This window comes from Neopoerus faecalis, assembly GCF_029218125.1.
Classification (GTDB): domain Bacteria; phylum Bacillota; class Clostridia; order Oscillospirales; family Oscillospiraceae; genus Oscillibacter; species Oscillibacter faecalis_A.
In genome coordinates, this window is the sequence record NZ_JARFXX010000003.1 from 195,494 (window position 1) to 219,275 (window position 23,782).

Here is a 23,782-nt window from a genome sequence, read left to right on the forward strand (position 1 = left end):
GGAATTTTTTCATACTGCGCTTCTCATGCCTTTGCGGCAATATCCGCTGCAATGGCATCAGCCAAAGACAGGAGCTGTTGGTACTGCTCCTCCTTGACCGCGGACTTGACGGTGATGGGCGGCGCGATCTGCTCCATACCCTTCATTTCCTCCAGATGCTTTGCCATGAGCCGGGCGGCGGCCGGACCCCAGCTTCCGTTTTCAATCAGGGCCACCGTGCGGTTTTGGAGTGCGTGGGCCTTCAGCTCCAACAGCAGCGTTTCCACCGGTGTATAAATGCCGCCGTTATACGTGGCGCTGGCAAACACCAGATGGCTGCACCGGAACGCTTCGCTGACCAGCTCGGAGACATCGGTGTGGGACACATCGAACAGCCGCACGTGCCGCACCCCTTTCTCCGCCAGACGGGAGGCCAGAATTTCGCAGGCATTTTCCGTATGGCCGTAAATCGAGCCGCAGAAGATCGCCACGGCCTGCTCCTCCGGCGTATAGCTGCTCCAGCGCTGATATTTTTCAATGAACCAGCCGATATTCTCCCGCCAGATAGGGCCGTGAAGCGGGCAGAGATAGTGAATGTCCAGCCCTGCCGCCTTTTTCAGCACATTCTGCACCGGCGTGCCGTATTTGCCGACAATGTTGGTGTAGTACCGGCGGGCATCATCCAGCCAGTCCCGTTCAAAATCCACCTCGTCGGCAAAAATATTGCCGTTTATGGCGCCGAAGGTTCCAAAGGCATCTGCGGAGAACAGGATTTTATCCGTTGTGTCATAGGTCATCATGACCTCCGGCCAGTGGACCAGCGGCGCCATGACAAAGGTCAGCTCATGCTTTCCAAGGGACAGGGTATCCCCCTCCCTCACCGTCTGAAAGCGCCCCTCCAGCTCCATAGGGAAAAACTGACGAATCATCCCCAGCGTCTTAGCGTTGCCGATAACAACCGCCTCGGGATGGCACCCCAGCGCCGCGCCCAGCGTTGCCGCGTGATCCGGCTCCATGTGGTTCACGATGACATAGTTCAGTTCCCGGCCCTGCAGCGCGTATTCCAGATTTTCAAAAAAGCGGTCCGCGATGGCACTGTCCACCGTGTCCAGCAGGGCGGTCTTTTCATCCCGGAGCAGATAGGCGTTATAGGAAACGCCCCGGGGAATCGGATAGACATTTTCAAAAAGTGCCAGTCGGCGGTCAGAGCCGCCCAGCCAAATCAGGTCGGATGTAATATCCTTTGTGCAGTGCATATTCAATACCTCCATGGTTTTATCAAATCAGTCCTTGCGGACTTCCCCTCTATTCGCCTGTATTCTACCCGATTTTCCATAAAATGTCTAATATTTTTTTACGATGACGCTAAAGCCGCGTCTGCATGGCTCCCCTTACACGATTCATGCAGAAAAAATGCCCCTGTCAAATGACAAGGGGCACTTTCTTCGTTCAACGCATTTCCTCCATTTTCCGATACAGCCACCGCAGCCCCTCCGGCAGACCGCCCAGTTGGTCGATCAGGCCGAGGCGCACTGCCTCCTCGCCGTACAGCACACTGCCGACATCCGCCGCCATATCGTCCTTTGCCAGCATCAGCGCTTGGAATTTCTCCGTCGAAATACTGCTGTGCCTCGCCACAAAGGCCACAATGCGCTCCTGAAGCCGCTGAAAATAGCTGTAGGTCTGCGGCGCGGCAATGACCGTCCCGCTCATCCGCACCGGATGAATCGTCATGGCGGCGGAGGACACCGCAAAGCTCCGCTGTGCCGCCACCGCCAGCGGAACGCCGATAGAGTGGCTCCCGCCTAAAACGATGGCGGCTGTCGGCTTGGTCAGCCCGGCAATCAGCTCCGCAATGGCAAGCCCCGCCTCTACATCTCCCCCCACCGTGTTCAGCAAAAACAGCACGCCATCCACCTCACGGCTCTCCTCCAGCTTGGCAAGCAGCGGCAAAATATGCTCATACTGCGTGGTTTTCGTTCCCGCCGGCGCTGCCGTATGGCCCTCGATCTGGCCGATAATCGCCATGGTATAGACTGTGCCGTGGGGCGTTTTTGTCATGGCAGACCCGAAATCCACCACGTTCTGTGCTGCGGCGCTTTCCCGGTCATCCCGTGCGGTCGGCTGTGTCTGATACTCCTGCTTCAAACTGCATCCCTCGCTTTCCGGAATAGTGTCCGCAGTTTCGGATATTTTACGCATATCCGTGAATGCTTCTGGTAATTTTCGCAAAAAGGTGGTAAACTGATACCACTTAAATCCGAAAGGAAGGGATGCTATGCGAACACTGCTGAAGGGCGGCACCGTTGTTTCCGCCCGGGGTACCAGACGGGCCGATGTTCTTCTGGAAAACGGCCGTGTCAAGCAGGTTGGCCGCCTCATTTGGGGAAAGGCCGATCGCGTTGAGGATGTGGAGGGCTGTCTCCTGTTCCCCGGCTTTATTGACGCGCATACCCACTTTGATCTGGACGTCTGCGGCACCACTACAGCGGATGATTTTGCTTTCGGCAGCCGTGCGGCGCTGCGGGGCGGCACCACCACCGTCATTGACTTTGCCTGTCCCAATAAGGGTGAAAGCCTTCAGCACGGACTGGAGCTCTGGCACAGTAAGGCCGATGGCCGGACGTACTGCGACTATGGCTTCCACATGACCATTGATGACTGGAACGAAGCCATTCGCACAGAGTTGCCTGAAATGTTCCGCCAAGGCATTTCCTCCTTCAAGATGTACATGACCTACCCCGCCATGATGCTGGGTGACCGGGACCTGTACTGGGCGCTGAAGGAGCTGAAGCACCTCGGCGGCATCTGCGGTGTCCACTGTGAAAATGCCGGTGTCATTGACGGAATCATTGCCGAGAAAAAAACGGCGGGGCTGCTTGGCCCCGCCAGTCATCCGGAAAGCCGCCCGCCCTATCTGGAGGCCGAGGCCGTAAGCCGCCTTCTGCGAATCGCGCAGGCAGCGGATTGCCCGGTGGTCATCGTACACCTCACCAACGAGGAGGCTTTGAAGGAAGTGCAGCAGGCGCGGCGGCGCGGACAGACCGTGTATGTGGAGACCTGCCCGCAATATCTGCTTTTGGATGACAGCGTTTACTATAACCCCGATTATTCGCAAGCCGCCCGATATGTCTGCGCGCCCCCCATCCGCAGCAAGGAAAATCAGGAGGCGCTGTGGCGAGGACTGCGCCGTGGTGAGATTCAAACCGTTTCCACGGACCACTGCTCCTTTACGCTTGAACAAAAGGAAATGGGCCGGGAGGATTTTACAAAAATCCCCGGCGGACTTCCCGGCGTGGAAACCCGCGGCGAGCTGATTTACTCCTACGGCGTTGCGGCCAAAAAGCTGTCGCTTTCGCAGATGTGCAGAGTTCTCTGCGAAAATCCCGCAAAGCTGTACGGTCTCTATCCCCGCAAGGGCATTCTGGCCCCCGGCAGCGACGGTGATATTGTGGTCTATGATCCCGGCGACAGCCATGTGATTCGCGGCGAGGACTGCATTTCCAAGGCCGGCTACACGCCCTATGAGGGCTTTGTCACCGCAGGCGGCATCCGCTCTGTCTGGCTCCGGGGCCGCAAGGTTGTGGAGCACGGCACTGTCTTGGAAGACGCTCCCACCGGAATGTATCTTTCCCGTGGAAAATACAGCCTGTAATGTCATTTGCTTTTACAGCATTGATGCGGTAAAAAAGAGGAACACGGCCCCATAGCCGCGTTCCTCTTTTCTTTTATCACGCTTCAGCAGCATCCGAGAGCAGGCGAAGCAACTGGTCTCGACCCTCGCCCTTTTCGGCAGAAAACGGCAGCAGAATATCCCGCTCCGTCAGCTCCAGCGTTTCCCGAATCAGAGCCAGCGCCGGTTCTACCTGACTTTTTTTCAGCTTGTCCAGCTTATTGGCCACCACGATCTCCGGGCAGCCGGTCTGGCGGAACCAATCGTGCATGGTCAAATCGTTTTCCGTAGGCCTGTGGCGGATGTCCACAATCAGAACGCCTGTGGTGATGGCGTCCGCCTCCCGCTGGAAATACGTTTCCATCAGCCGCGCCCAGCGCTCCTTTTCCGAGCGGGCCACCTTTGCATAACCATAGCCCGGCAGATCAACAAGATATGCCCTTCCGTCCAGTCGGAAATAGTTGATATGCGTCGTTTTTCCCGGGGAAGAACCCACATAGGCCAAATTTTTCCGGCCCACAAGACGGTTGATAACGGAGGATTTTCCCACGTTGGACCGTCCCGCAAAGGCAAACTGCGGCAGACCGTCCCGCAGGAAATCTTTCGGCTCGCCCGCAGAGCGCACAAACTCCGCTTTATTGAAATTCAGTGCCATCGCCTCTCCTTACTGCCGCAGGGCCGCTTCTGTGCCGCTTTCCACCGGAAGGAAGGCCGGTATCGCCTCTGCCTTCTTCTCCGCTTCTCGGCAGAATACCTCGTCAAATACCTGATCCACGGTTTCTACCGGCACAAACCGCAGGGCGGCGCGCACCGTCTGGTCGATTTCCTCTAAATCGCGGACATTGTCCTGGGGAATCAGTACGGTTCGGATGCCGTACCGCTTCGCCGCCATAGTTTTTTCCTTCAGGCCGCCGATGGGGAGCACGCGGCCTCGTAAAGTAATTTCGCCTGTCATAGCAATTCCGGCCTTAATTTTACGGTCTGTCAATACTGAAAGCATGGCAGTCGCCATGGCAATACCGGCAGAGGGGCCGTCCTTGGGAACTGCCCCCTCCGGGAAATGGACATGGATATCTCTGTTCTTATAGAAATCCGGGTCGATACCCAATGCCTTTGCCCGGCTTCGCAGGCAGCTATAGGCCGCTTGAGCGGATTCCTTCATCACATCGCCCAGGTTTCCTGTCAGCTCCAGCTTGCCGGAGCCCTCCATTACATTGACCTCTACTTCCAGAATTTCGCCGCCGGCCTCTGTCCATGCAAGGCCGTTCACCACGCCGATTTCCTCCCGGTCCACATGGACCGTCGGCGGATAGGGCTGCATATTCAGCAGCTTCGGCAGGTCTTTTTCTGTAACAGTCACTCGCTTTACAGCTTTTGTTAAAAGCTGCATATCCGCTTTTCGGCACAATGCAGCCAGACGCCGCTCCAACTGACGGACACCGGACTCCCGAGTATAGTCCCGAATCACCGCCCGAACTGCTTCATCATCGATTCGCAGTACGCCCTTTTTCAGTCCGTGCTCCTTCATCTGCTTTGGCAGCAGATGATTCTTCGCGATTTGAATTTTCTCCTCATCGGTGTAGCTGGAAAGCTGAATGACTTCCATCCGATCCAGCAGAGGCCGTGGAATCGTATCCAGTGAGTTAGCCGTGGTAATGAACATCACTTGCGAGAGGTCCAGCGGCACCTCCAGAAAATGATCCCGGAAAGCGTGGTTCTGCTCGCTGTCCAGCACCTCCAACAGCGCCGAGGCCGGGTCACCCCGGTAATCTCCGCTGAGCTTGTCAATCTCATCCAGCACCAGCAGCGGGTTCATGGTGCCGCTGCGACTGATGCCCTCTACGATACGTCCCGGCATGGCGCCGATATAGGTCTTGCGGTGGCCGCGGATATCCGCTTCATCCCGCACGCCGCCAAGAGAGATTCTGTCCAGCTTGCGGTTCAATGCCTTGGCAACAGACAGAGCAATCGAGGTCTTGCCCACGCCCGGAGGGCCCACAAGGCAGATGATCTGCCCCTTCCCCTCCGGGTTCATCTGGCGAACGGCAATGCTCTCTAAAATCCGCTCCTTCACCTTCTCCATGCCGAAGTGGTCACGGTCCAGCGCCCTGCGAACGGCGTCCACATTGACGCGCTCCTTAGTATATGTACCCCACGGCAGCTCAAGACATACATCCAGATAATTGCGAATCACAGACGCCTCCGCACTGACGTATGGCTGCTTTGCCAGCTTGTTGATCTCCTTTTCAAGATGCTGCCGCGTCTCGTCCTCCAGTTTCAGGCTCTCCAGCTTTTGACGGTACTCGTCGATCTCGCTGTCCTCGTCCTCGCCAAGCTCACCCTGAAGGACCCGAATCTGCGTCCGCAGAATTTGCTCCTTCTGCTGCTGAGCAAGCTCGTCCCGGACCTTGCCCTCCATCTGCCGCTCATAGCTCAGCACATCCCGCTCCCGGGCCAAGAAGCCGTTGAGCTTCCGTAGCCGCACCAGCGGAGACAGCTCCTCCAAAATAGCCTGCTTATCATCATAGCGCAGCGCCGTGTTCTGGGCGATAAAGTCCGCTAAAAAGCCCGGGTCCTGGCTGTCCAGCACCGTTGCCGTAACCTCCTCCGCCACATTACCGGCAAGCTGGGCGTAATCCTGAAACAGTCCGCAGGTCTGCCGGAGCAGCGCCTCCGTTCTGGGGGTATTGCTTACACCGGCGTTCTCCTCCACCAGCTCTACATGGCCCTGAAGATACGGCTCCGTCTGCCACAGGCGGCGCAGGCAGGCACGGCGTCCACCCTCCACCATGACCCGCAGAGAGCTTTTTCCCAGCCGCAATATCTGCGTCACACGGGAGACCGTTCCCATGGTGTAGAGGTCCTTTTCCGTTGGCTTTTCCACGCCGATCTCCCGCTGTGTCACCAGAAAGATCTCCTGTCCGGTCTCCATGGCGACCTCCAGCGCCTTAATGGAAATGCGGCGCTCTACGTCAAAGGTGAGATTTGTATGTGGAAATACCGTCAGGCCCCGAAGGGCCAGTACGGGAATATTCAAAGTATTGGGTTCCATAGTTCGCTCCTTTCAGGAGAATAAAGCAGGGGAAGCCGCGTGTCAACGCCCTCCCCCTGTTGGCTGTGCGTATCACACAGGTTAAGATGCCGACATCGGCGTATCCGCCTCGTTCCGCGCCTCGGACTTTCCGGTATTCAGCTTCACGGAATAATTGATCTTATTGGAATCGTGCGTCAGTTCCGGCTCCGCCTTCCCCTCCACACAGTCCTTTGTCACAACTGCCTTGACCACCGTTTTGTCAGAGGGAATTTCGTACATGATTTTCGTCAGCAGACCCTCCATCACGGCCCGCAGTCCCCGGGCGCCGATGTTCCGCTCAATGGCCTTGTCTGCAATGGCGTTCAGCGCGTCATCCGTAAACTCCAGATCAACGTCATCGTATTCCATCAGCTTTTTATACTGTTTGACCAGCGCGTTCTTCGGCTCCGTCAGAATGCGGACCAAATCTTCCCGCTGCAGCGCGTTCAGCGGCGCGATCACCGGCAAGCGGCCCACCAACTCGGGAATGATACCGAACTTGAGAATGTCATGGGGCTGGACCTGCGCCAAAAGCTGGCTGACGTTCTTCTCCTTCTTGCTCTGGATATCCGCGCCAAAGCCCATGGTTTTCTGGTCCAACCGCTGCTCAATGATCTTTTCAAGACCGTCAAAGGCACCGCCGCAGATGAACAGAATGTTTTTGGTGTTCATCTGAATGAACTCCTGATGGGGGTGCTTGCGTCCGCCCTGCGGCGGCACGTTGGCTACCGTACCCTCCACGATTTTCAAAAGCGCCTGCTGTACGCCCTCACCGGAAACATCCCGGGTGATAGAGGTGTTCTCACTCTTACGGGCAATTTTGTCGATCTCATCGACATAAATGATGCCGTGCTCCGCGCGCTCCACATCAAAATCCGCCGCCTGCAGCAGTCGCAGCAGGATATTTTCCACATCATCGCCTACATAGCCAGCCTCTGTCAAGGTTGTGGCGTCGGCAATAGCGAAGGGAACCTTCAAAATTCGGGCCAGCGTTTGTGCAAACAGCGTCTTGCCGGAGCCGGTGGGGCCCAGCATCAGGATGTTGCTCTTTTGCAGCTCCACATCGTCCCCGCCGCCGAAATAAATGCGCTTGTAGTGGTTGTACACCGCCACGGACAGCGCCACCTTCGCGGCCTCCTGCCCGATGACATATTCATCCAGCACCGTCCGAATTTCCCTCGGTGTCGGCAGCTGGTCGGGAATATTCTCCAGTGGTTCGGTCTCCGGGCCATCAAAGCCCTCATCCAGAATGCTCATGCAAAGCTGCACGCACTCATCGCAGATGCGGACACCGGGGCCCTGAATCATACGGTGGACCTGCTGCTCCCGCTTACCGCAAAAGGAACAGCGCAGGGCCTTCTTGCCTTCATCGCTCATGGTATTACCTCTTTTATCTCTTAGCAGTGATGATCTTATCCACCAGACCGAAGCTCCTGGCTTCCTCCGCGGTCATCCAGTGGTCCCGCTCGGAAGCAGCCTTGACCTCCTCGGCGGTCTTTCCGGTGTTGGACGCCAGAATCTCATTCAGGTTTTTCTTAATGCGGAGGAAATGCTCCACATCGATTTCCATGTCCGTCACCTTGCCCTGTGTACCGGCAGAGGGCTGATGAATCATGATCTCGGCGTTCGGCAGCGCAATGCGCTTGCCCTTGGCGCCGGAGGACAGCAGAAACGCGCCCATGGACGCGGCCATGCCTACGCAGATGGTGGACACATCGCACTTGACATACTGCATGGTATCGTAAATCGCCATGCCATCCGTAACGGAGCCGCCGGGGCTGTTGATATAAAGCTGGATATCCTTATCCGGGTCCTGCGCCTCCAGATACAATAACTGCGCCACCACCAGACTTGCCGTGGTCGCATTGACCTCCTCACCCAAGAAGATGATGCGGTCATTCAGCAAACGGGAAAAAATGTCATAGGACCGCTCACCGCGGTTCGTCTGCTCTACAACATAGGGTACTAAGCTCATAAAGATGACCTCCTTTTGTAACGCGGCACATATACAAGTGGGGTTGTAAAGGTGCCTGATAAACCATTCTCTCATGATACCACGGGTACCATGAGAGAATGTGTCGAATCTGTAAAATGTACCGTGATTCCTGTGAGAAAAAGTTTCGCCCTTATTCGGCGTCTTTCTTGGCGGTCTTCTTCGCGGCAGTCTTCTTGGCAGGCTTCTTTTCCTCGTCCTCGGCGGCCTCAGCCTTTTTGCCAGTCTTCTTGGCGGGCTTCTTCTCCTCACCCTCGGCAGCATCTTCCTTCTTGGCAGCGGCCTTCTTGGGCTTTTCGGCAGTCGCGCTGTCCACCACCACGGCCACGGCCTTCTGGGTCAGAATCTGATCGTGGACCTGCTCCTTGGAAAGATACTTCTTCACCATGTCCACATCCATGCCGAACTGCTCGGCCAGCTTCTTGAACTCGGCCTCAACATCCTCATCGGATGCCTCGATGTTCTCGGCCTTGATGATGGCAGCGGTGGCCAGATCCATCTTCACCTGACGCAGCGCAGGCTCCTTGGCATCCTCCAGCAGCTTGGCGTCATCCATGCCGGTCATCTTCTTGTATTCCTCATAGGGGAACTGGCGGCTGATCTGGGCCTTGAAATTCTCAAGATACTGATGTGCCTGACTTTCCACCATAACATCGGGGATATCAGCGGTGATATTCTCAGCCACCTGCGTCATCAGGTTCTCCTCGAACACGCGGTCGGCGTCCTTCTGGCGCTCCTCGGTGATCTTCTTCTTCAGATCGGCCTTGAGCTCCTTGAGGGTATCAAACTCTGAAACGTCCTTGGCGAACTCATCGTCCATGGCGGGGACTTCCTTCTCCTTGACCTCGTGGACCTTCACCTTGAACACAACGGACTTGCCGGCAAGGTCGGCGTGGTAATTCTCGGGGAAGGTGATATCGATGTCCTTCTCCTCACCGGCCTTCATGCCGATGACCTGATCCTCAAAGCCGGGCACAAAGCTGCCGGAACCCAGCTCCAGACTGTGATTGGTGCCTTTACCGCCCTCAAAGGGAACACCGTCCTTGAAGCCCTCAAAGTCGATGACAGCAGTATCGCCACTCTTGGCCTCGCGCTCCACACTGACAAGACGGGTATTGCGGTCAGCCAACTGCTTCAAGCGCTCTTCCACATCGGCGGCAGTGACCTTCACCTCGGGCTTCTCAGCCTTCAGGCCCTTGTACTCGCCCAGCGTCACCTCGGGATACACGGGAGCGGTCGCCTTGAACGTAAAGCCGTCCTTCGTGACCTCGCCCACCATTTCAACAGCGGGATAGCCGATAACCTGCAGCTTCTCCTGCTCAACAGCAGCCTCATAGGCCTCGGGGAACGCAATATTGATGGCCTCCTCGAAAAACACCTCGGCGCCATACATCCGCTCGATCATCTTGCGGGGGGCCTTGCCGGGGCGGAAGCCCGGAATACTGATCTTCCGGCGCATCTTCTGATATGCCTTTTCAACAGCAGCCTCAAACGCGGCAGCGTCCACCTCGATGGTCAGCGCTACCATGCTCTTTTCAAGTTTTTCGCAGCTCTTAACAGTCATGTTTGTTTATTCCTCCGTTCATCATGGGTGTATGACCCATATCCATGGGCGTGTTCACCCATACGTTTTTGTATTTTACCAGAAATATTTTGAAATTACCAGTCTTTTTTCTATAAATCGCAAATTTTTTTCGGTTCAAAGCCCAGATAGTCCCCCGAGATGAGCGAAAACACTGTTTTCCCGTATTTTCCCTCCATCCGGCGGCGAATCACAGGGCCGTGCAGATGCCCGTAGTAGCAGAGCTCCACATTGTATTGCTCCAGCAGCGCCAGTATTTCCGGGCATTGATACCCCTGATACATGGGCGGATAATGCAAAAAGCAGTAGATAGGCTTGTCTCCCGCCGCCTTTAAAGAGGTCTCCAGCCGCAAAAGCTCCCGGTTCAGCACCTTCGCGTCATGAGGCTTCTGTTCCTCCTCCAAAAACCAGCCGCGGGTGCCGCAGATGGCGTGGTCGCCGTAAAAGGCACAGTTATTGTGCAGCAGCGACAGCGTGTGAAACCCGTTCTTTTCGCAGAACGTGCGGAACTTTGCCGCGGTGGCCCACCAGTAATCATGATTTCCCTTGATGAGATATTTCTGACAGGGAAACTGCTCTAAAAAGCGAAAATCCTCTGTCGATTCCTCCAGTGTCATGCCCCAAGAGGTATCCCCCGCCAGCACCAGCACATCCTCGGCCTTCAGCCGGCTCAGTGAGGCGTGTATTCGCTCCGTATAGTTTTCCCAAGCGGAGCCGAACACCTCCATGGACTTGTTGCTGTTCAGGGACAGGTGCAGATCACCCATGGCATAAAGCGCCACGGCGCACCTCCTTTCAATTTTGAGTTCGTCTTATTTTAAAAAGTCCAGCACCGCCGTTTCCATGGCCTGCTTTTCCACCGTCTTATCAAAACGGCGCGGCTTTCCCCGCAGCGCCGCCAGACGCTGGGGCACCGGCACGCCGGTGGCCTCGTGAAGCTGGTCCAGCAGCTCCAATCCGCTGCCGACAGGCGTTTTCCCGATGGCAGTCAGCACCGGGCCGCAGAATTTATAAGGTGACGCCGTGGAAACAAACACCGTCAGCGTTTTATCGCTGGAGGCGCGGCGGTACTGCTCCATGACCTGTGCCGCCACAGCCGTGTGCGTATCAATGAGATAGCCATACTCCCGCTCATACGCGCCGACAGTGGCCTCCGTTTCCTCCTCGCCGCAGAAGCCGCCCCAGAATTCCTCCGCCAGCTTTGTCTTGACAGCATCGGATACCTCATAGCGTCCCGTTTTGCCGAGAGCCTCCATATAGCCCCGTACTTCTTCATCGTTCTCGCCGGTGAAGTAAAACAGCAGCCGCTCCAGATTGCTGGATATCAGAATGTCCATAGAGGGACTGACCGTGGTATGGAACGGCCGGTTTCGGTCATAAATGCCGGTACGCAGGAAATCCGTCAGCACATTGTTGCTGTTGGACGCGCAGATCAGCTTCCCCACCGGCAGGCCCATGCGCTTAGCGTAATACGCCGCCAGAATATCCCCGAAGTTGCCGGTGGGGACGCAGAAATTCACCTTGTCTCCTATGGTGATGGCTCCGTCCCGCGCCAAATCGCAGTAGGCTGAGATATAATAGACTACCTGCGGCAAAATTCTTCCCCAGTTAATCGAGTTCGCGGAGGACAGAAAATACCCCCGTTTGTCCAGCTCCGCCCGCAAGGCCTCATCCGAAAAAATGCGCTTGACACCAGACTGTGCATCGTCAAAGTTGCCGATGACCGCGCGGACATCCACGTTTTCGCCCCCCTGCGTCACCATCTGGGCCTCCTGCACCGGGGAAACACCGTCCTTGGGGTAATAGACCTGAATCCGGGTCTGGGGCACATCCGCAAATCCGGCCATAGCGGCCTTGCCGGTATCGCCGGAGGTAGCCGCCAGAATGCAGGCTGTTCGCTTTTCACCGGTCTTCCGCAAAGCGGCGGACAAAAGCTGCGGCAGCATTTGCAGGGCCATATCCTTGAACGCGGACGTAGGGCCGTGCCACAGCTCCAGACAATAGGTATTCTCCGTCACGCGCCTGACCGGCGCCGCAGCGGGATCGTCAAACTGCTCCGGGCCGTAGGCGCGCTGTCCGAAGGTCAGCAGCTCCTCCTCCGTATAGTCGGTCAGATACAGCGCCATGACCTTTGCCGCCCGATGGGCATAATCCATCGGCATCAGGCTTTCCAAAAAGGCCCGGTCGATCTGCGGGATAGTCTTGGGCGTCAGCAGTCCGCCATCGCGGCTCAACCCCATCTTCACAGCCTCCGCCGCAGAAAGGGACACACTCTTGTCCCGCGTGCTGAAATACTCCATAAAATTGCTCTCCTCCTTCAAGGAACTAAATAAAGGCATTTTCAATATAGTTGATGCGAAGCTGTCCGTTCTCCTCGTAGACCTCCGCCACATCAAAGCGGGCAGGTGCGTCCAACTCCTGCTGGGAAAGATACATCTCCGCAGCGCTGCGGAGGCGCTGCTGCTTGCGGCTGTCCACAAATTCCCGGGGCAGCGCGATAGCACCGCTTCCCCGGAGCTTTACTTCCACAAAGCACAGCGTTCCCTGCCGGTCCCTGGCCACCAGATCCAACTCCCCGAACCGGCAGCGCCACTGGCTTGCCAGCAGCGTATAGTCTCTTTGCCGCAGATAGCGGGCCACTGCGGCCTCGCCCCGGTTTCCGGCCCGGCTGGTCTCACCCACGGCGCCTCGCCTCCCATTTTTTTAGGAATGTTTCCCGATGCTCCGGGCATGGCCCATACCGGTCCAGCATTTGATAGTGGAGCTTCGTACCGTAGCCCTTGTGCTTGGCAAACTGGTACTGGGGATATTGCTTGTCCAACACCTCAGCTACATAGCGGTCCCGGCTGACCTTTGCCAGAATGGAGGCCGCCGCGATAGAGGCGCTTTTCCCGTCGCCGCCTACGATGAGGCAGTGCGGCGTTTCAATGGCGTACCGGCTGCCGTGGTCCCGGTTCCCATCGATCAGGGCCAGCTCCGGCCGAAGGGACAGTCCGTCGATGGCCCGCTGCATGACCAGCATCCGGGCGTTGAGAATGTCCATTTCGTCGATCTCCGCCGCCTCGACCCGGGCCACACTCCAAGCCGCTGCCTGTGCGGTGATAATCTCGTACAGTGCCTCCCGCTTTTTCTCCGTCAGCTTCTTGGAATCGTTCAGTCCCGGAATGTCCAGCTCCCGGGGCAGAATCACAGCGGCGGCGTATACCGGCCCCATCAGCGGCCCGGCTCCGGCCTCGTCCACCCCGCAGACCGTCTCCGCGCTCTCGCGCCACGCGGCCCGTTCATACTCCCAAAGCTCCATGTCCATACTCCATAGCTGCCCTGCGGCAGTCTTCCCTCTTTTTTATTCCGGCAGCTCCAATGTAAAGCGTCCCAGCTTGCCGGAGCGGAACTCGTCCAGCAGGATCTTCGCCATGCGCTCCGTGTCTACCTCGCCGCCTGAAATAAGAAAGCCCCGCTTTTTTCCCGCTGCCTCCAGCAGACGGTAGCCGTAGGCAATGTCATTTTCCTCTGTCTCCCGCTCCGGCAGAGCAGTCAGCTTATAGCCGCCCTTCAGCGCATCGGGATAATGCTGCCCCAGATAGCACATCAGGTGGCAGCCCAGCGTTTCCACATCTAAAATATCGTCCTTCACCGCGCCGGTGTAGGCCAGATTCATGCCGACGCTCTGGTCATCAAATTTCGGCCAGAGGATGCCCGGCGTGTCCAGCAGCTCCAAATTGCGGTCAATGGGGACCCACTGTTTCGAGCGGGTGACGCCGGGACGGTCCTCCGTCTTTGCGGTCTTGCGGCCTGCCACCTTGTTGATAAACGTGGATTTCCCTACATTGGGGATTCCCAAAATCATCACCCGCACCACACGGCCGGTCATGCCGCGCTCAGCGTAGGCCCGGAGCTTATCCGCCAGCAACTCCCGCACGGCTCCGGCAAATTTTGCCGTACCGACACCGCTTTTGGCGTCCGATTCCAGCACGGCGTAGCCCTTGGCCTTAAAATGCTCCGCCCAGCGCTTCGTCCCCTCCGGGTCCGCCTGATCCACCCGGTTCAGCACCACCATGCGGGGCTTGCCCGCCGTCAGCTCGTCCACGTCCGGGTTCCGGCTGGAAATTGGAATGCGGGCGTCTAAGATTTCGCACACCGCGTCCACATTTTTGATCTGCTCGGCGATCATCCGCCGGGTCTTGGTCATGTGGCCGGGATACCATTGAATATTCATTACCAGATCACTCCGATTCGCTTAAAATCACGTTTTTCCGTCTCAGAATCCGGCCCCGGGAAAATCAGGACCGCCGCCTTGCCGATAACATACCGGGTATCCACCGTTCCCAGCCGGTAATCCCGGCTGTCGCTGGAGCCGTTGCGGTTATCACCCATAACAAAAACAGAGCCCTCCGGCACTGTCAGCGGGAATTCCGTTCCCTCAGCAGTATAGGTCGGCTCCCGGATGTAAGGCTCCTCCAGCGCCGCACCGTCCACATATACGATACCTTCATCAAAATCAATATCCACTGTCTGCCCGCCCACGGCAATGACCCGCTTTACGATGGGCTCATTGTCAAAGGCGCCGTCCTTCCGCAAAATCACAATATCGCCGTATTGATAATTATGATAGAGCAAGGAATTAACCACCAGCAGGCGGTCATTGTCCTGCAGCGTGTCCAGCATGGAGTGCCCATCCACGCCCACCAGCCGAATCACAAACGTAAACAGCAGCACCACTGCCAGCACAGACCCTACAAGCGCCTGTATCCAATCATAGATATCCCGGCCCCTGACTACGGTCTTTTCCTGTTCCTGCATGGCAAATCTTCCTTTCCCTGTTCCTGCAAAATGCATATAGATTCAGTTTGTTATTATAGCAAAGAAAATACCGTATCACAAGGGCTGCGGCGGATTTTTATAACAAAAAAAGAGAGGCGAAAGCCTCTCCTTTTCTGTTGAATCAAAAAGCTGCTTACAGCTTCTCCTTGACCTTGGCGCCCTTGCCGACGCGGCTGCGCAGATAGTACAGCTTCGCACGGCGGACCTTACCGTTGCGGACCACCTCAATGTGGTCGATAGAGGGAGAATGAATGGGGAACACCTTCTCCACGCCAACGCCGTAGGAAATGCGGCGGACGGTGATGGTTTCCTCAATGCCGCCGTGCTTCTTGGCAATGACAGTGCCCTCGAACACCTGAATACGCTCGCGGGAACCTTCCTTGACCTTAACGTGGACACGGACGGTGTCGCCCACCTGAACGTTGGCGGTCTCCTTCTGCAGGGCTTCCTTGTTCAATTCCTTAATGAGATCCATGGATTTTTCCTCCTGTTAATAGGCGTTCATGCCGCTTTTTATGCACAATGGCGCACTTTTGCGCGTGCACGGCAGAGGACCGCCCTTTGTTAAGCCATAGTAGAATACCATAAAGTCAAGCGAATTGCAAGGATTTTTTTACAATTCCCGCTCTTTTTCCTCGTTCTCCCCCTCGCCCGCAAACCAGTCCGGATGCTCATAGAGCTCTGTAAAGGAGTGGAACACCCCATGGTGCTTGAAGCCGGGGAACGTGTCGATCTGAACACCATTGATGCCCTGAAAAATACTCTTTTCAATGTTGGGATTGTTTTTCCGCAGCTCCCGCAGCAGAAATTTGATTTCCTGACGCTTGCTGTGGCCCACACCGTCACCGGCGGCGTCCCGTTCCTCCGTAAAGCGGCAGGCACACTGCAAAAATTGCAGGTGGTTGTAATTCTTCCATGCGATGACCGCGTCCTCATGTACGCAGTACAGCGGCCGAATCAGCTCCATACCGGGGAAGTTTTTGCTGCGGAGCTTCGGCGGCATGGCCTGCAGCTGTCCGCCGTAAAAAAGGCCCATGACCGTTGTTTCCACAACGTCGGAAAAATGGTGCCCCAGTGCGATCTTGTTGCAGCCAAGCTCCTGTGCCTTGGCATAGAGGAAGCCCCGGCGCATCCGTGCGCAGAGATAACAGGGATTTTTCTCTACGCTGACGGTGACATTGAAAATATCGCTGTCAAAAATCGTAATGGGAATCCCCAGCAGCGCGGCATTATCTTCAATGAGCTTTCGGTTTTCCGGCTTGTAGCCGGGGTCCATGACCATAAACACCAGCTCAAAGGGACGATCTGTGTGACGCTGAAGCTCCTGCATCAGCTTTGCCAGCATAACAGAATCCTTGCCGCCGGAAATGCACACGGCGATTTTATCGCCGGGAGACACCAGCTCATACCGCTTTACCGCAGCGATAAACGGATTCCAAATAGATTTTCGATAGGTTTTAATGAGACTGCGCTCTGCAATCTCCTGCGGTGTCAATTCCCGGGACATAGCTCCTCCTGTGCGTTGTTTTTTAATGTGCGTTAAGCAGTTTTACTTTATAGCCAGATGGCGCCCAGTTTCAAGAGCGAAGCCGCCGTGCGCCGCAGCCACGACCGCTTTTCCCATTCCTCCAGCGTATAGAGCCGGCTTTCGTCCATGATTTTATCCATGTCCTCCAGTAGCTCCTCCACCACCGGCGCGTGGTAAAACAGAACAGCGTCCTCATAGTGGAGCTGGAAGCTGCGGTAGTCCATATTGGTTGTTCCAATCAGCGCCGCCTCTCGGTCCGCCATCACGCTTTTCGCATGGATAAAGCCGGGAGAATATTTATAGATTTTTACACCGTGGCGCAGCAGCTCTCCCCAATAGGTCTCCGCCACCATATAGACAAATTTCTTATCCGGAATCTCCGGAATCATCAGCCGCACATCCACACCGGCGTCAGCCGCGATGCACAGTGCCTCCTGCACAGACTCCTCCACGGCATAATAAGGCGTGGTCAGGTACACCATTCGCTTGGCGGAGGCAATGAGCTGCACATAGGCCGCCTCCACCGGGTCATCCGGGTTATTCAGCGGGCCGTCCTCAAAGGGCTGGCAGAAGCCCTCGGTCTTCGGTCCCTCCCTCCGGGGGCGGTAAAAATCATCCTCATTCGGAAAGCTCCGCCCCAGCATCTTCCACATTTGCATAAACAGGGCGGCAAGTCCCCACGCACCGTCTCCCTCCAGCCGCACGGCGCTGTCCTTCCAATGTCCGAAGCGCTCCACCCGGTTGGCGTACTCGTCCCCGATGTTGATGCCGCCGGTGTAGGCCACGTACCCATCAATGACCGTGATCTTCCGGTGGTCGCGGTAGTTAAAATAGATGCGGCTGATATATTTGTGGACCGGGTTGAATACCTCCACCTCAATACCGGCCTCCCGCATGGCGCGCAGCATTTCGTCCGAAAGCCGGGTCAGCGTCCCGAAATCGTCCACAATGATGTGAATTTCCACGCCATGGGCCGCCCGCTCCTTTAAAACGGCAAATATCTCATCCCAGACAGTCCCCTCCGCCAGAATGTAATACTCCATGAAAATATACGTTTCCGCCTGCCGCAGATGCTCAATCAGGTCCCGGAAAAACGCTTCTCCGTCACCGAAATACGCAGCGGCGGTATCCCGGTACAGCCAGAATTCCCGTTTTTGAAGATAGGCCGACAGCCGCCCCCATGTAGGGCTGCGGCGGCTCAGGGCCGCCTGATTCATATCGCTGAGCATTCTCTGGCTCTCCCGCTGGGGAATGGGCGGCACCGGCTTCAGGCTCAGCTGCTTGGCCTGATGTGTTCCACCCCAGACGCAAAAGAGAATCATGCCCGACACCGGCAGCGCCAGCAGCAGACACATCCAGCTCAACTTATAGGATGGGCTTCCTGTCCGCAGATAGACCCGAATAGCCACAACGGCGCCGATAAACTGTAAAACGCCGTATACGAAACTGGCCTTTTCCTTCAGCAAATGGGTCAGCAGCAGCGTCACCGCGATCTGCGCCAGAACGGTCAACGCGCACAGCAGGATGCTGGTAGCGGCGGAAATTCTCCGCTCGGTGCGCTCCCTGTTTTTATAAATGCCTTTTGCCATACCAGCACCCCTTTTCCAAGATTTGTTTCGATTATAGCAAACTTTCCCCGGTTCATCAACTGCTATTCCCACAAAAAGTACAGGAGCACGGGCGGCGAATCTATCCGCTCCCGTGCTCCGTTTTTTTAATTTACGCCCTTGTGCAGAAGGTCCTGCTTGATGTCCCAGAGCTTCTGGCTCAAATCCACATAGTAATTGTGGGGATTTTCAAACCGCTTGACCTCGTCCCAAAGCGTGTCCACCTGCTCCCGGCAATACTGCTGGATCTCCGGCAGCGTCGGCCGGTTATAAACCAGCTCACCGTGGTCAAAAATACGCACCTGCAAAGCCTTTACGGTAAAGTCCGTATAGACGCGCCGCTTCCATGTGGCCTCCGGGTCAAACAGCTCCAGCGGCTTGCTCTCATCCACCGTTTCGTTCCAGAGGGTAATGTAATCCGCCTCTGCCTTTCCGGTAGCCTTATCAAAAATCCGATAGACTTTCTTGAAATGGGGCGTTGTGATCTTTCCCACATTTTCGCTGATCTTAATTTTCGGAACGATGGTACCGTCCGCCGTTTCAACAGCGGCCAGCTTATAAACGCCGCCGAACACCGGGTCGCTCTTGCCGGTAATCATCCGCTCGCCCACGCCGAACAGATCCACGCAGGCACCCTGACGGAGAATATCCTGAATGATGTACTCATCCAGAGAATTGGAAGCCGAAATTTTGCAGCTCTGCCAGCCCGCTGCGTCCAGCATTCGCCGCGCCTCTCGGGTAAGATAGGCAATATCGCCGGAATCCAGCCGAATGCCGCATTTGGTGATGCCCTTGGGCTTCAAGACCTCGTTGAATGCCCGGATAGCATTGGGAACGCCGGACTTCAGCGTATTGTAGGTATCCACCAGCAGCGTGGCGTTGGTGGGGAACACTTCGCAGTAGGTCTTGAACGCCTCGTATTCCGAATCGAACATCTGCACCCACGCATGGGCCATAGTGCCGCCGGCAGGGACACCGAAAAGCTGGTCGGAAATGGTACAGGCCGTTCCGGCACAGCCGCCGATGTAGGCGGCCCGGGCGCCGGAGATAGCGGCATCCGTCCCCTGTGCCCGGCGGGAGCCAAACTCCAGCACCGTCCGCCCCTCCGCGGCGCGGGTAATGCGATTGGCCTTTGTGGCCACAAGGCTCTGGTGGTTAAAGGTCAGCAGCAGGAACGTCTCCACAAGCTGCGCCTGAATAGCCGGAGCGCGGACGGTAATGACCGGCTCGTGGGGGAAAATGGGCGTGCCCTCGGGAATGGCCCAGATGTCCCCGGTGAACTTGAAATTCCGCAGATACTCCAAAAAGCGCTCGGAGAACAGCTGCTTGCTCCGAAGGTACGCGATATCCTCCTCCGAAAAATGCAGGTCTAAAATATATTCAATGATTCGGTCCAGTCCCGCGCAGACAGCGTAGCCGCCGTGGTCGGGGACCTCCCGGAAAAATACGTCAAAATAGGTGATACGGTCCTGTAGTCCCGCCTCAAAATAGCCATTGCCCATCGTCAGCTCATAGAAATCACAGAGCATGGTCATATTCAGCTGGTCTGTCACATTCATTTCGGTTTCCTCCATGCGCTCAAGCGCACCGTCAAGATGCTTATCATTATACTGTCCCCCTGCCGTAAATGCAATTCTTTTGTTTGTATTTTCCAAATAAACATTGACAAGCCGCCCCCGCCCCCCTATCATAATCCTTATCGACGCGCGGAATCAAAATCTTTTCCGGTGCAACGCGAAAGGAAATCGCCATGGATGTAATCTTGGGTATTGATATCGGCGGCTCCACCACCAAAATTGTGGGACTGAAAACCGATGGCAGCGTGGTCTCCATGCTCCGTGTCCGGGCTGAGGATCAGGTCACCAGCCTGTACGGCGCACTGGGCAACTATCTCAGCAGCAATGGGCTTTCCCTGCAGGACGTCCGCCGTGTTGTTCTCACCGGCGTAGGCGCCAGCTATATCGACGGGGACATCTTCGGTCTCCCCACCTGCCGGGTGGACGAGTTTCAGGCCAGCGGCACCGGTGCGCTGGCGCTGTCCGGTCGAACCTCCGGCGTAGTGGTGACCATGGGGACTGGCACCGCCTTTTTGTGGGCGGAGGCCGGAAAAAACGTGCGCCATCTCTGCGGCAGCGGCATCGGCGGCGGTACGCTGGGCGGACTGTGCCACAAACTGGTGGGTATGGAGCGCTTCTATCAGATCAAAAAGCTGGCCGCGCGGGGCGAGCTGGATCATGTTGACTTGACCATTAAGGACATTGCCCGTAACCCCGCCGCTACGCTGGACCCCAACATGACCGCCGCCAATTTCGGCGATCTCTCCGAGGACGCCTCCCCCGCCGATCTGGCCGCCGGCGCGGTCAATCTGGTGCTGCAGGCCATCGGCACGATGACCGTCCTCGCCTGTCAGGCCTGCAGGGCTGATACGGTAATCGTCACCGGCTCCATGACCACGCTGGATCAGGCCAAGTCAAACTTCGCAGCCTTTGAAAAGCTCTATGGAATCCACTACATCATTCCGGATAATGCCACATTCGCCACAGCCATCGGTGCCGGACTGTGCAGTCTGCGGCAGAAGGCGGTCACCTGATGGAGCTGAAAGCACTGGATCATCTGGTCCTGACAACACAAAATCTGGACGCCTGCCTGCATTTCTATATAGACATTCTCGGGATGCGGCATATTGAGCAGAACGGCCGCCACGCGCTTGCCTTCGGCTGCCAGAAAATCAATATTCACACGCAAAAGGGCGAATTTCAGCCGGCTGCCGCCGTTCCCACTTACGGAAGCCTTGATTTATGTATTCTCACCCAAACGCCGCTCCCGCAGGTCCGGGACGAGCTGCTGGAAAAGGGCTGGCCCATTTTGGAGGGCATTGTGGAGCGTACCGGCGCGCTGGGAAAAATGGACAGCCTCTATCTCCGCGACCCGGACGGTAACCTTGTAGAGTTGTCCCATTACCGCGAGGAAGCGCCCGAAAAGTAAGATATTTAATATGATTCAGCGGATTTGCAAACGCATCGCCCATGTAAATTGAGGCAAAAAGGCCTCGGTGAACTTCTACGAAGTTCACCGGGGCCTTTTAGTCATAGGGCTTTGAAAATAATCTCACCAGCAAATAGTCCACTCTAAGGTAAAATCAAAGGACCTCAAGTGGATGTTGTCTTGTTGCTTTTTGATACATTCCGCATCCAATAAACTCAAGAAATCCCCGATTGCGCAATATCTGCAACTGCTGCCGCACTTTTGGACGAATATTGTGATCTGCGGATGCTTTTCAGATAAATATTCTTCAAAAGCGTAAACATCATGTAACGAAAAGACTTGACTTTGAATTTTGTTAACACAGTTTAATACGTCAAATAGCTACGTCAAATAGCCAGCTGCGTGTCTCAACGCTGGTCGCACTTAAAAGTGTTGACCTCTTCACTTGAGAAATAACAGCTTCTTTGTCAAGCATCACACGGTTTCGAATAATGCTGATTCGGCCTTGTATCGGAATCTCATCAAACAAAATGTTGCTGCCTGTCCATCCGGCCCTTCTTGCTGTAGCTGACAGCGGTTTTCGTTTCTCGACAATCTCCGGAACAAAGAAATGCTTTGGAACAATCCACAAATTCTCTACGCTCAGTGTGCTTGCATTATAGCTTAAATCAAAAAGTCAGGATTATTATCGCTTGTAATTCTTTGAATGAAAGCACCATAGGCTCCACCTGCGATCTTATGACCTATAGCGCCATTTTTGCTCTTTAGTTCATATTCACTTTTGCACATTGGGCAGTAAAAATCCGCAACAGCGCTATTGTTCGGAAAGTGAAGTATTTTGTGATACCCACAGCGAGGATAGTAAATATGATTCAACACCCACGATTCGGTGAGTACTCGTATAATCTGTGACTTACTATGATAATTACCAATTAAATTTTGATCAAAAGCTACGTCCATCTATCCTTCCTCTTCTATAATATAAATAGTGTATTTTGTATTGTCATAAGAAAGCAAGGCCATACTACACATATTGAAGAGTTCAAAATGAGTATAACATACATCCATATTAAACGCAAATTTTTAAAGACAGCTTCTGTAATAAGCGATAAAAAAGAGACATCTGGCTGATTCGAGAAAGCAGATAACTTTTTCAGTCTATCGCTTCTTCACCCACGCGCCCCTCGCGGGGCGCGACAGCACAGAAAAGAAAACGCGGATGAGGAGGATACAATTTCAATCCACGCGCCCCTCGCGGGGCGCGACTTACCGCCTTTATTGGTGGAAATATTGATAAAATCATTTCAATCCACGCGCCCCTCGCGGGGCGCGACTGGAGCGGCGTTTCAGTCGGAAAGCCGGGGCGTAATTTCAATCCACGCGCCCCTCGCGGGGCGCGACTGTAAAAAGCATTCGTCTGGATGTTGATCTGTGCATTTCAATCCACGCGCCCCTCGCGGGGCGCGACCAAGCAGGGGCTTTACAATGCCCCATACCACCGTGAATTTCAATCCACGCGCCCCTCGCGGGGCGCGACCGTTGCCTGCTCCCGGAGAGGCTTTGCAAGGCGGTTATTTCAATCCACGCGCCCCTCGCGGAGCGCGACGCAATTCGGATTTCTATACGTGGCTGAAATATCTATTTCAATCCACGCGCCCCTCGCGGAGCGCGACGAAACCACTCATTCATCACCAAAGCATAAGCACGATTTCAATCCACGCGCCCCTCGCGGAGCGCGACGAAACCACTCATTCATCACCAAAGCATAAGCACGATTTCAATCCACGCGCCCCTCGCGGAGCGCGACACCGCCTTGAAAACAAACGGCGGACCATCGGCCTGATATTTCAATCCACGCGCCCCTCGCGGAGCGCGACACCGCCTTGAAAACAAACGGCGGACCATCGGCCTGATATTTCAATCCACGCGCCCCTCGCGGAGCGCGACCATTTTGTTCTGGCAGAGGGGCGTAATAAATAGATTTCAATCCACGCGCCCCTCGCGGAGCGCGACTGATTTACACTGTCGATCTTGCGCTCGACATTGGCATTTCAATCCACGCGCCCCTCGCGGAGCGCGACAGCAAATGTGCACAAAAATCACGTACATATTTGCGCTAACACACAAAAGAAATACGTTTTCTTGTCAAACACCGTCTGTCAGCGCGCTTAGCAAGAAATTATCGGGCAGATTTTCTCATAAAATCCGGTGCGAACCTCCCTGCAAAACCATGTGCGCTGCCGCCCCGCACTACACAATCAGCGTATCCTCCGGCAGATACGTCTGCTTGCAGCCGAAGTGCTCGATCTTGCTCTCGTACTTCTTTCCCAAGTAATAAAACCGCAGGCTGTCCCGTTCCGGGTCCATAATTTTGCAGAGCTTGTTCTGCAAGCTGCGGCACTGGGCCGTGTCCAGCAGACATTCAAACACAGAGTTCTGCACCCGCTGTCCGTAGTTGACGCACTGCTTGGCAATTTGCCGCAGACGCTTTCGCCCGGCAGCGTCCTCTGTATTGACGTCATAGGTAATAAGTACCAGCAT

General features: G+C 55.6%; 21 protein-coding genes, 2 pseudogenes and 1 CRISPR repeat array. Of the genes and pseudogenes, 3 read left to right on the top strand and 20 right to left on the bottom strand.

Annotation, left to right across the window (positions count from 1 at the left end; genetic code table 11):
- Nucleotides 1-23: 23 nt before the first annotated feature.
- The gene (locus tag PY311_RS05220) at nt 24-1,235 is read right to left on the bottom strand and encodes an FprA family A-type flavoprotein (RefSeq protein ID WP_286147615.1); all 1,212 of its coding nucleotides are present in this window, start codon (nt 1,233-1,235) and stop codon (nt 24-26) included.
- A 193-nt stretch (nt 1,236-1,428) separates the two neighbouring features.
- A complete protein-coding gene (locus PY311_RS05225) occupies nt 1,429-2,181 on the bottom strand; it encodes a ClpP family protease (RefSeq protein WP_286147616.1) in 753 nt (250 codons plus the stop codon).
- 76 nt (nt 2,182-2,257) lie between these two features.
- On the opposite strand from PY311_RS05225, the gene hydA reads away from it, so the two are divergent.
- Nucleotides 2,258-3,634: a dihydropyrimidinase gene (gene hydA, locus PY311_RS05230; protein ID WP_286147617.1), complete on the top strand. Its 1,377-nt coding sequence runs from the start codon at nt 2,258-2,260 to the stop codon at nt 3,632-3,634.
- Between the two features lie 76 nt (nt 3,635-3,710).
- Here the strand turns inward: hydA and yihA are convergent, their stop codons facing one another.
- The 15 genes from yihA to PY311_RS05305 form a co-directional block, all read right to left on the bottom strand.
- Nucleotides 3,711-4,307: a ribosome biogenesis GTP-binding protein YihA/YsxC gene (gene yihA / locus PY311_RS05235; RefSeq protein WP_286147618.1), complete on the bottom strand. Its 597-nt coding sequence runs from the start codon at nt 4,305-4,307 to the stop codon at nt 3,711-3,713.
- 9 nt (nt 4,308-4,316) lie between these two features.
- A complete protein-coding gene (lon, locus tag PY311_RS05240; RefSeq protein ID WP_286147619.1) occupies nt 4,317-6,704 on the bottom strand; it encodes an endopeptidase La in 2,388 nt (795 codons plus the stop codon).
- Nucleotides 6,705-6,785: 81 nt separating this feature from the next.
- A complete protein-coding gene (gene clpX, locus PY311_RS05245; RefSeq protein ID WP_286147620.1) occupies nt 6,786-8,102 on the bottom strand; it encodes an ATP-dependent Clp protease ATP-binding subunit ClpX in 1,317 nt (438 codons plus the stop codon).
- Between the two features lie 13 nt (nt 8,103-8,115).
- Nucleotides 8,116-8,700, bottom strand: a complete 585-nt coding sequence (locus PY311_RS05250) for an ATP-dependent Clp protease proteolytic subunit (protein ID WP_286147621.1) — start codon at nt 8,698-8,700, stop codon at nt 8,116-8,118.
- 151 nt (nt 8,701-8,851) lie between these two features.
- A complete protein-coding gene (gene tig / locus PY311_RS05255) occupies nt 8,852-10,282 on the bottom strand; it encodes a trigger factor (protein ID WP_286147622.1) in 1,431 nt (476 codons plus the stop codon).
- Nucleotides 10,283-10,392: 110 nt separating this feature from the next.
- Nucleotides 10,393-11,082, bottom strand: a complete 690-nt coding sequence (locus PY311_RS05260) for a metallophosphoesterase (protein WP_286147623.1) — start codon at nt 11,080-11,082, stop codon at nt 10,393-10,395.
- 30 nt (nt 11,083-11,112) lie between these two features.
- Nucleotides 11,113-12,600, bottom strand: coding sequence for a threonine synthase (thrC, locus tag PY311_RS05265; protein WP_286147624.1), 1,488 nt, complete (start codon nt 12,598-12,600; stop codon nt 11,113-11,115).
- 25 nt (nt 12,601-12,625) lie between these two features.
- Entirely contained in the window at nt 12,626-12,982 is a 357-nt protein-coding gene (locus PY311_RS05270; protein WP_286147625.1) for a YraN family protein, read from the bottom strand.
- Nucleotides 12,975-13,601, bottom strand: a complete 627-nt coding sequence (gene rnhB / locus PY311_RS05275) for a ribonuclease HII (protein ID WP_286147626.1) — start codon at nt 13,599-13,601, stop codon at nt 12,975-12,977. The genes PY311_RS05270 and rnhB overlap by 8 nt, the downstream gene beginning before the upstream one ends.
- Before the next feature lie 42 nt (nt 13,602-13,643).
- Nucleotides 13,644-14,516 carry a ribosome biogenesis GTPase YlqF gene (gene ylqF / locus PY311_RS05280; protein WP_286147627.1) on the bottom strand — a complete coding sequence of 291 codons (873 nt, stop codon included), beginning with the start codon at nt 14,514-14,516 and terminating at the stop codon, nt 13,644-13,646.
- Nucleotides 14,516-15,100: a signal peptidase I gene (lepB, locus tag PY311_RS05285; protein WP_286147629.1), complete on the bottom strand. Its 585-nt coding sequence runs from the start codon at nt 15,098-15,100 to the stop codon at nt 14,516-14,518. The genes ylqF and lepB overlap by 1 nt, the downstream gene beginning before the upstream one ends.
- A 154-nt stretch (nt 15,101-15,254) precedes the next feature.
- On the bottom strand, nt 15,255-15,596 hold the full coding sequence (rplS, locus tag PY311_RS05290; protein ID WP_286147630.1) for a 50S ribosomal protein L19: 342 nt from the start codon (nt 15,594-15,596) through the stop codon (nt 15,255-15,257).
- A 138-nt stretch (nt 15,597-15,734) separates the two neighbouring features.
- Nucleotides 15,735-16,628, bottom strand: a complete 894-nt coding sequence (locus PY311_RS05295) for a tRNA 2-thiocytidine biosynthesis TtcA family protein (RefSeq protein WP_286147631.1) — start codon at nt 16,626-16,628, stop codon at nt 15,735-15,737.
- 47 nt (nt 16,629-16,675) lie between these two features.
- Entirely contained in the window at nt 16,676-18,238 is a 1,563-nt protein-coding gene (gene cls, locus PY311_RS05300; protein WP_286147633.1) for a cardiolipin synthase, read from the bottom strand.
- Between the two features lie 125 nt (nt 18,239-18,363).
- Nucleotides 18,364-19,815 carry a nicotinate phosphoribosyltransferase gene (locus tag PY311_RS05305; protein WP_286147634.1) on the bottom strand — a complete coding sequence of 484 codons (1,452 nt, stop codon included), beginning with the start codon at nt 19,813-19,815 and terminating at the stop codon, nt 18,364-18,366.
- Between the two features lie 191 nt (nt 19,816-20,006).
- Here PY311_RS05305 and PY311_RS05310 point away from each other — a divergent pair, with 191 nt between their 5' ends.
- Both PY311_RS05310 and PY311_RS05315 read left to right on the top strand, forming a co-directional pair.
- A complete protein-coding gene (locus PY311_RS05310; RefSeq protein WP_286147635.1) occupies nt 20,007-20,846 on the top strand; it encodes a BadF/BadG/BcrA/BcrD ATPase family protein in 840 nt (279 codons plus the stop codon).
- Nucleotides 20,846-21,241 (top strand): VOC family protein, encoded by a 396-nt coding sequence (locus tag PY311_RS05315; RefSeq protein WP_286147636.1) that lies wholly within the window; start codon nt 20,846-20,848, stop codon nt 21,239-21,241. Before PY311_RS05310 ends, PY311_RS05315 begins: the two co-directional genes overlap by 1 nt.
- Nucleotides 21,242-21,395: 154 nt before the next feature.
- On the opposite strand, the pseudogene PY311_RS12625 reads toward PY311_RS05315, so the two are convergent.
- The 3 genes and pseudogenes from PY311_RS12625 to cas2 form a co-directional block, all read right to left on the bottom strand.
- A pseudogene (locus PY311_RS12625) lies at nt 21,396-21,610 on the bottom strand (hypothetical protein); the annotation flags it as partial.
- A gap of 4 nt (nt 21,611-21,614) precedes the next feature.
- Nucleotides 21,615-22,201: pseudogene (locus PY311_RS12630) on the bottom strand (DpnI domain-containing protein).
- Between the two features lie 205 nt (nt 22,202-22,406).
- Nucleotides 22,407-23,322: direct repeats of the CRISPR family, unit length 33 nt; unit sequence ATTTCAATCCACGCGCCCCTCGCGGAGCGCGAC.
- Between the two features lie 169 nt (nt 23,323-23,491).
- Nucleotides 23,492-23,782: a CRISPR-associated endonuclease Cas2 gene (gene cas2 / locus PY311_RS05325; protein ID WP_286147639.1), complete on the bottom strand. Its 291-nt coding sequence runs from the start codon at nt 23,780-23,782 to the stop codon at nt 23,492-23,494.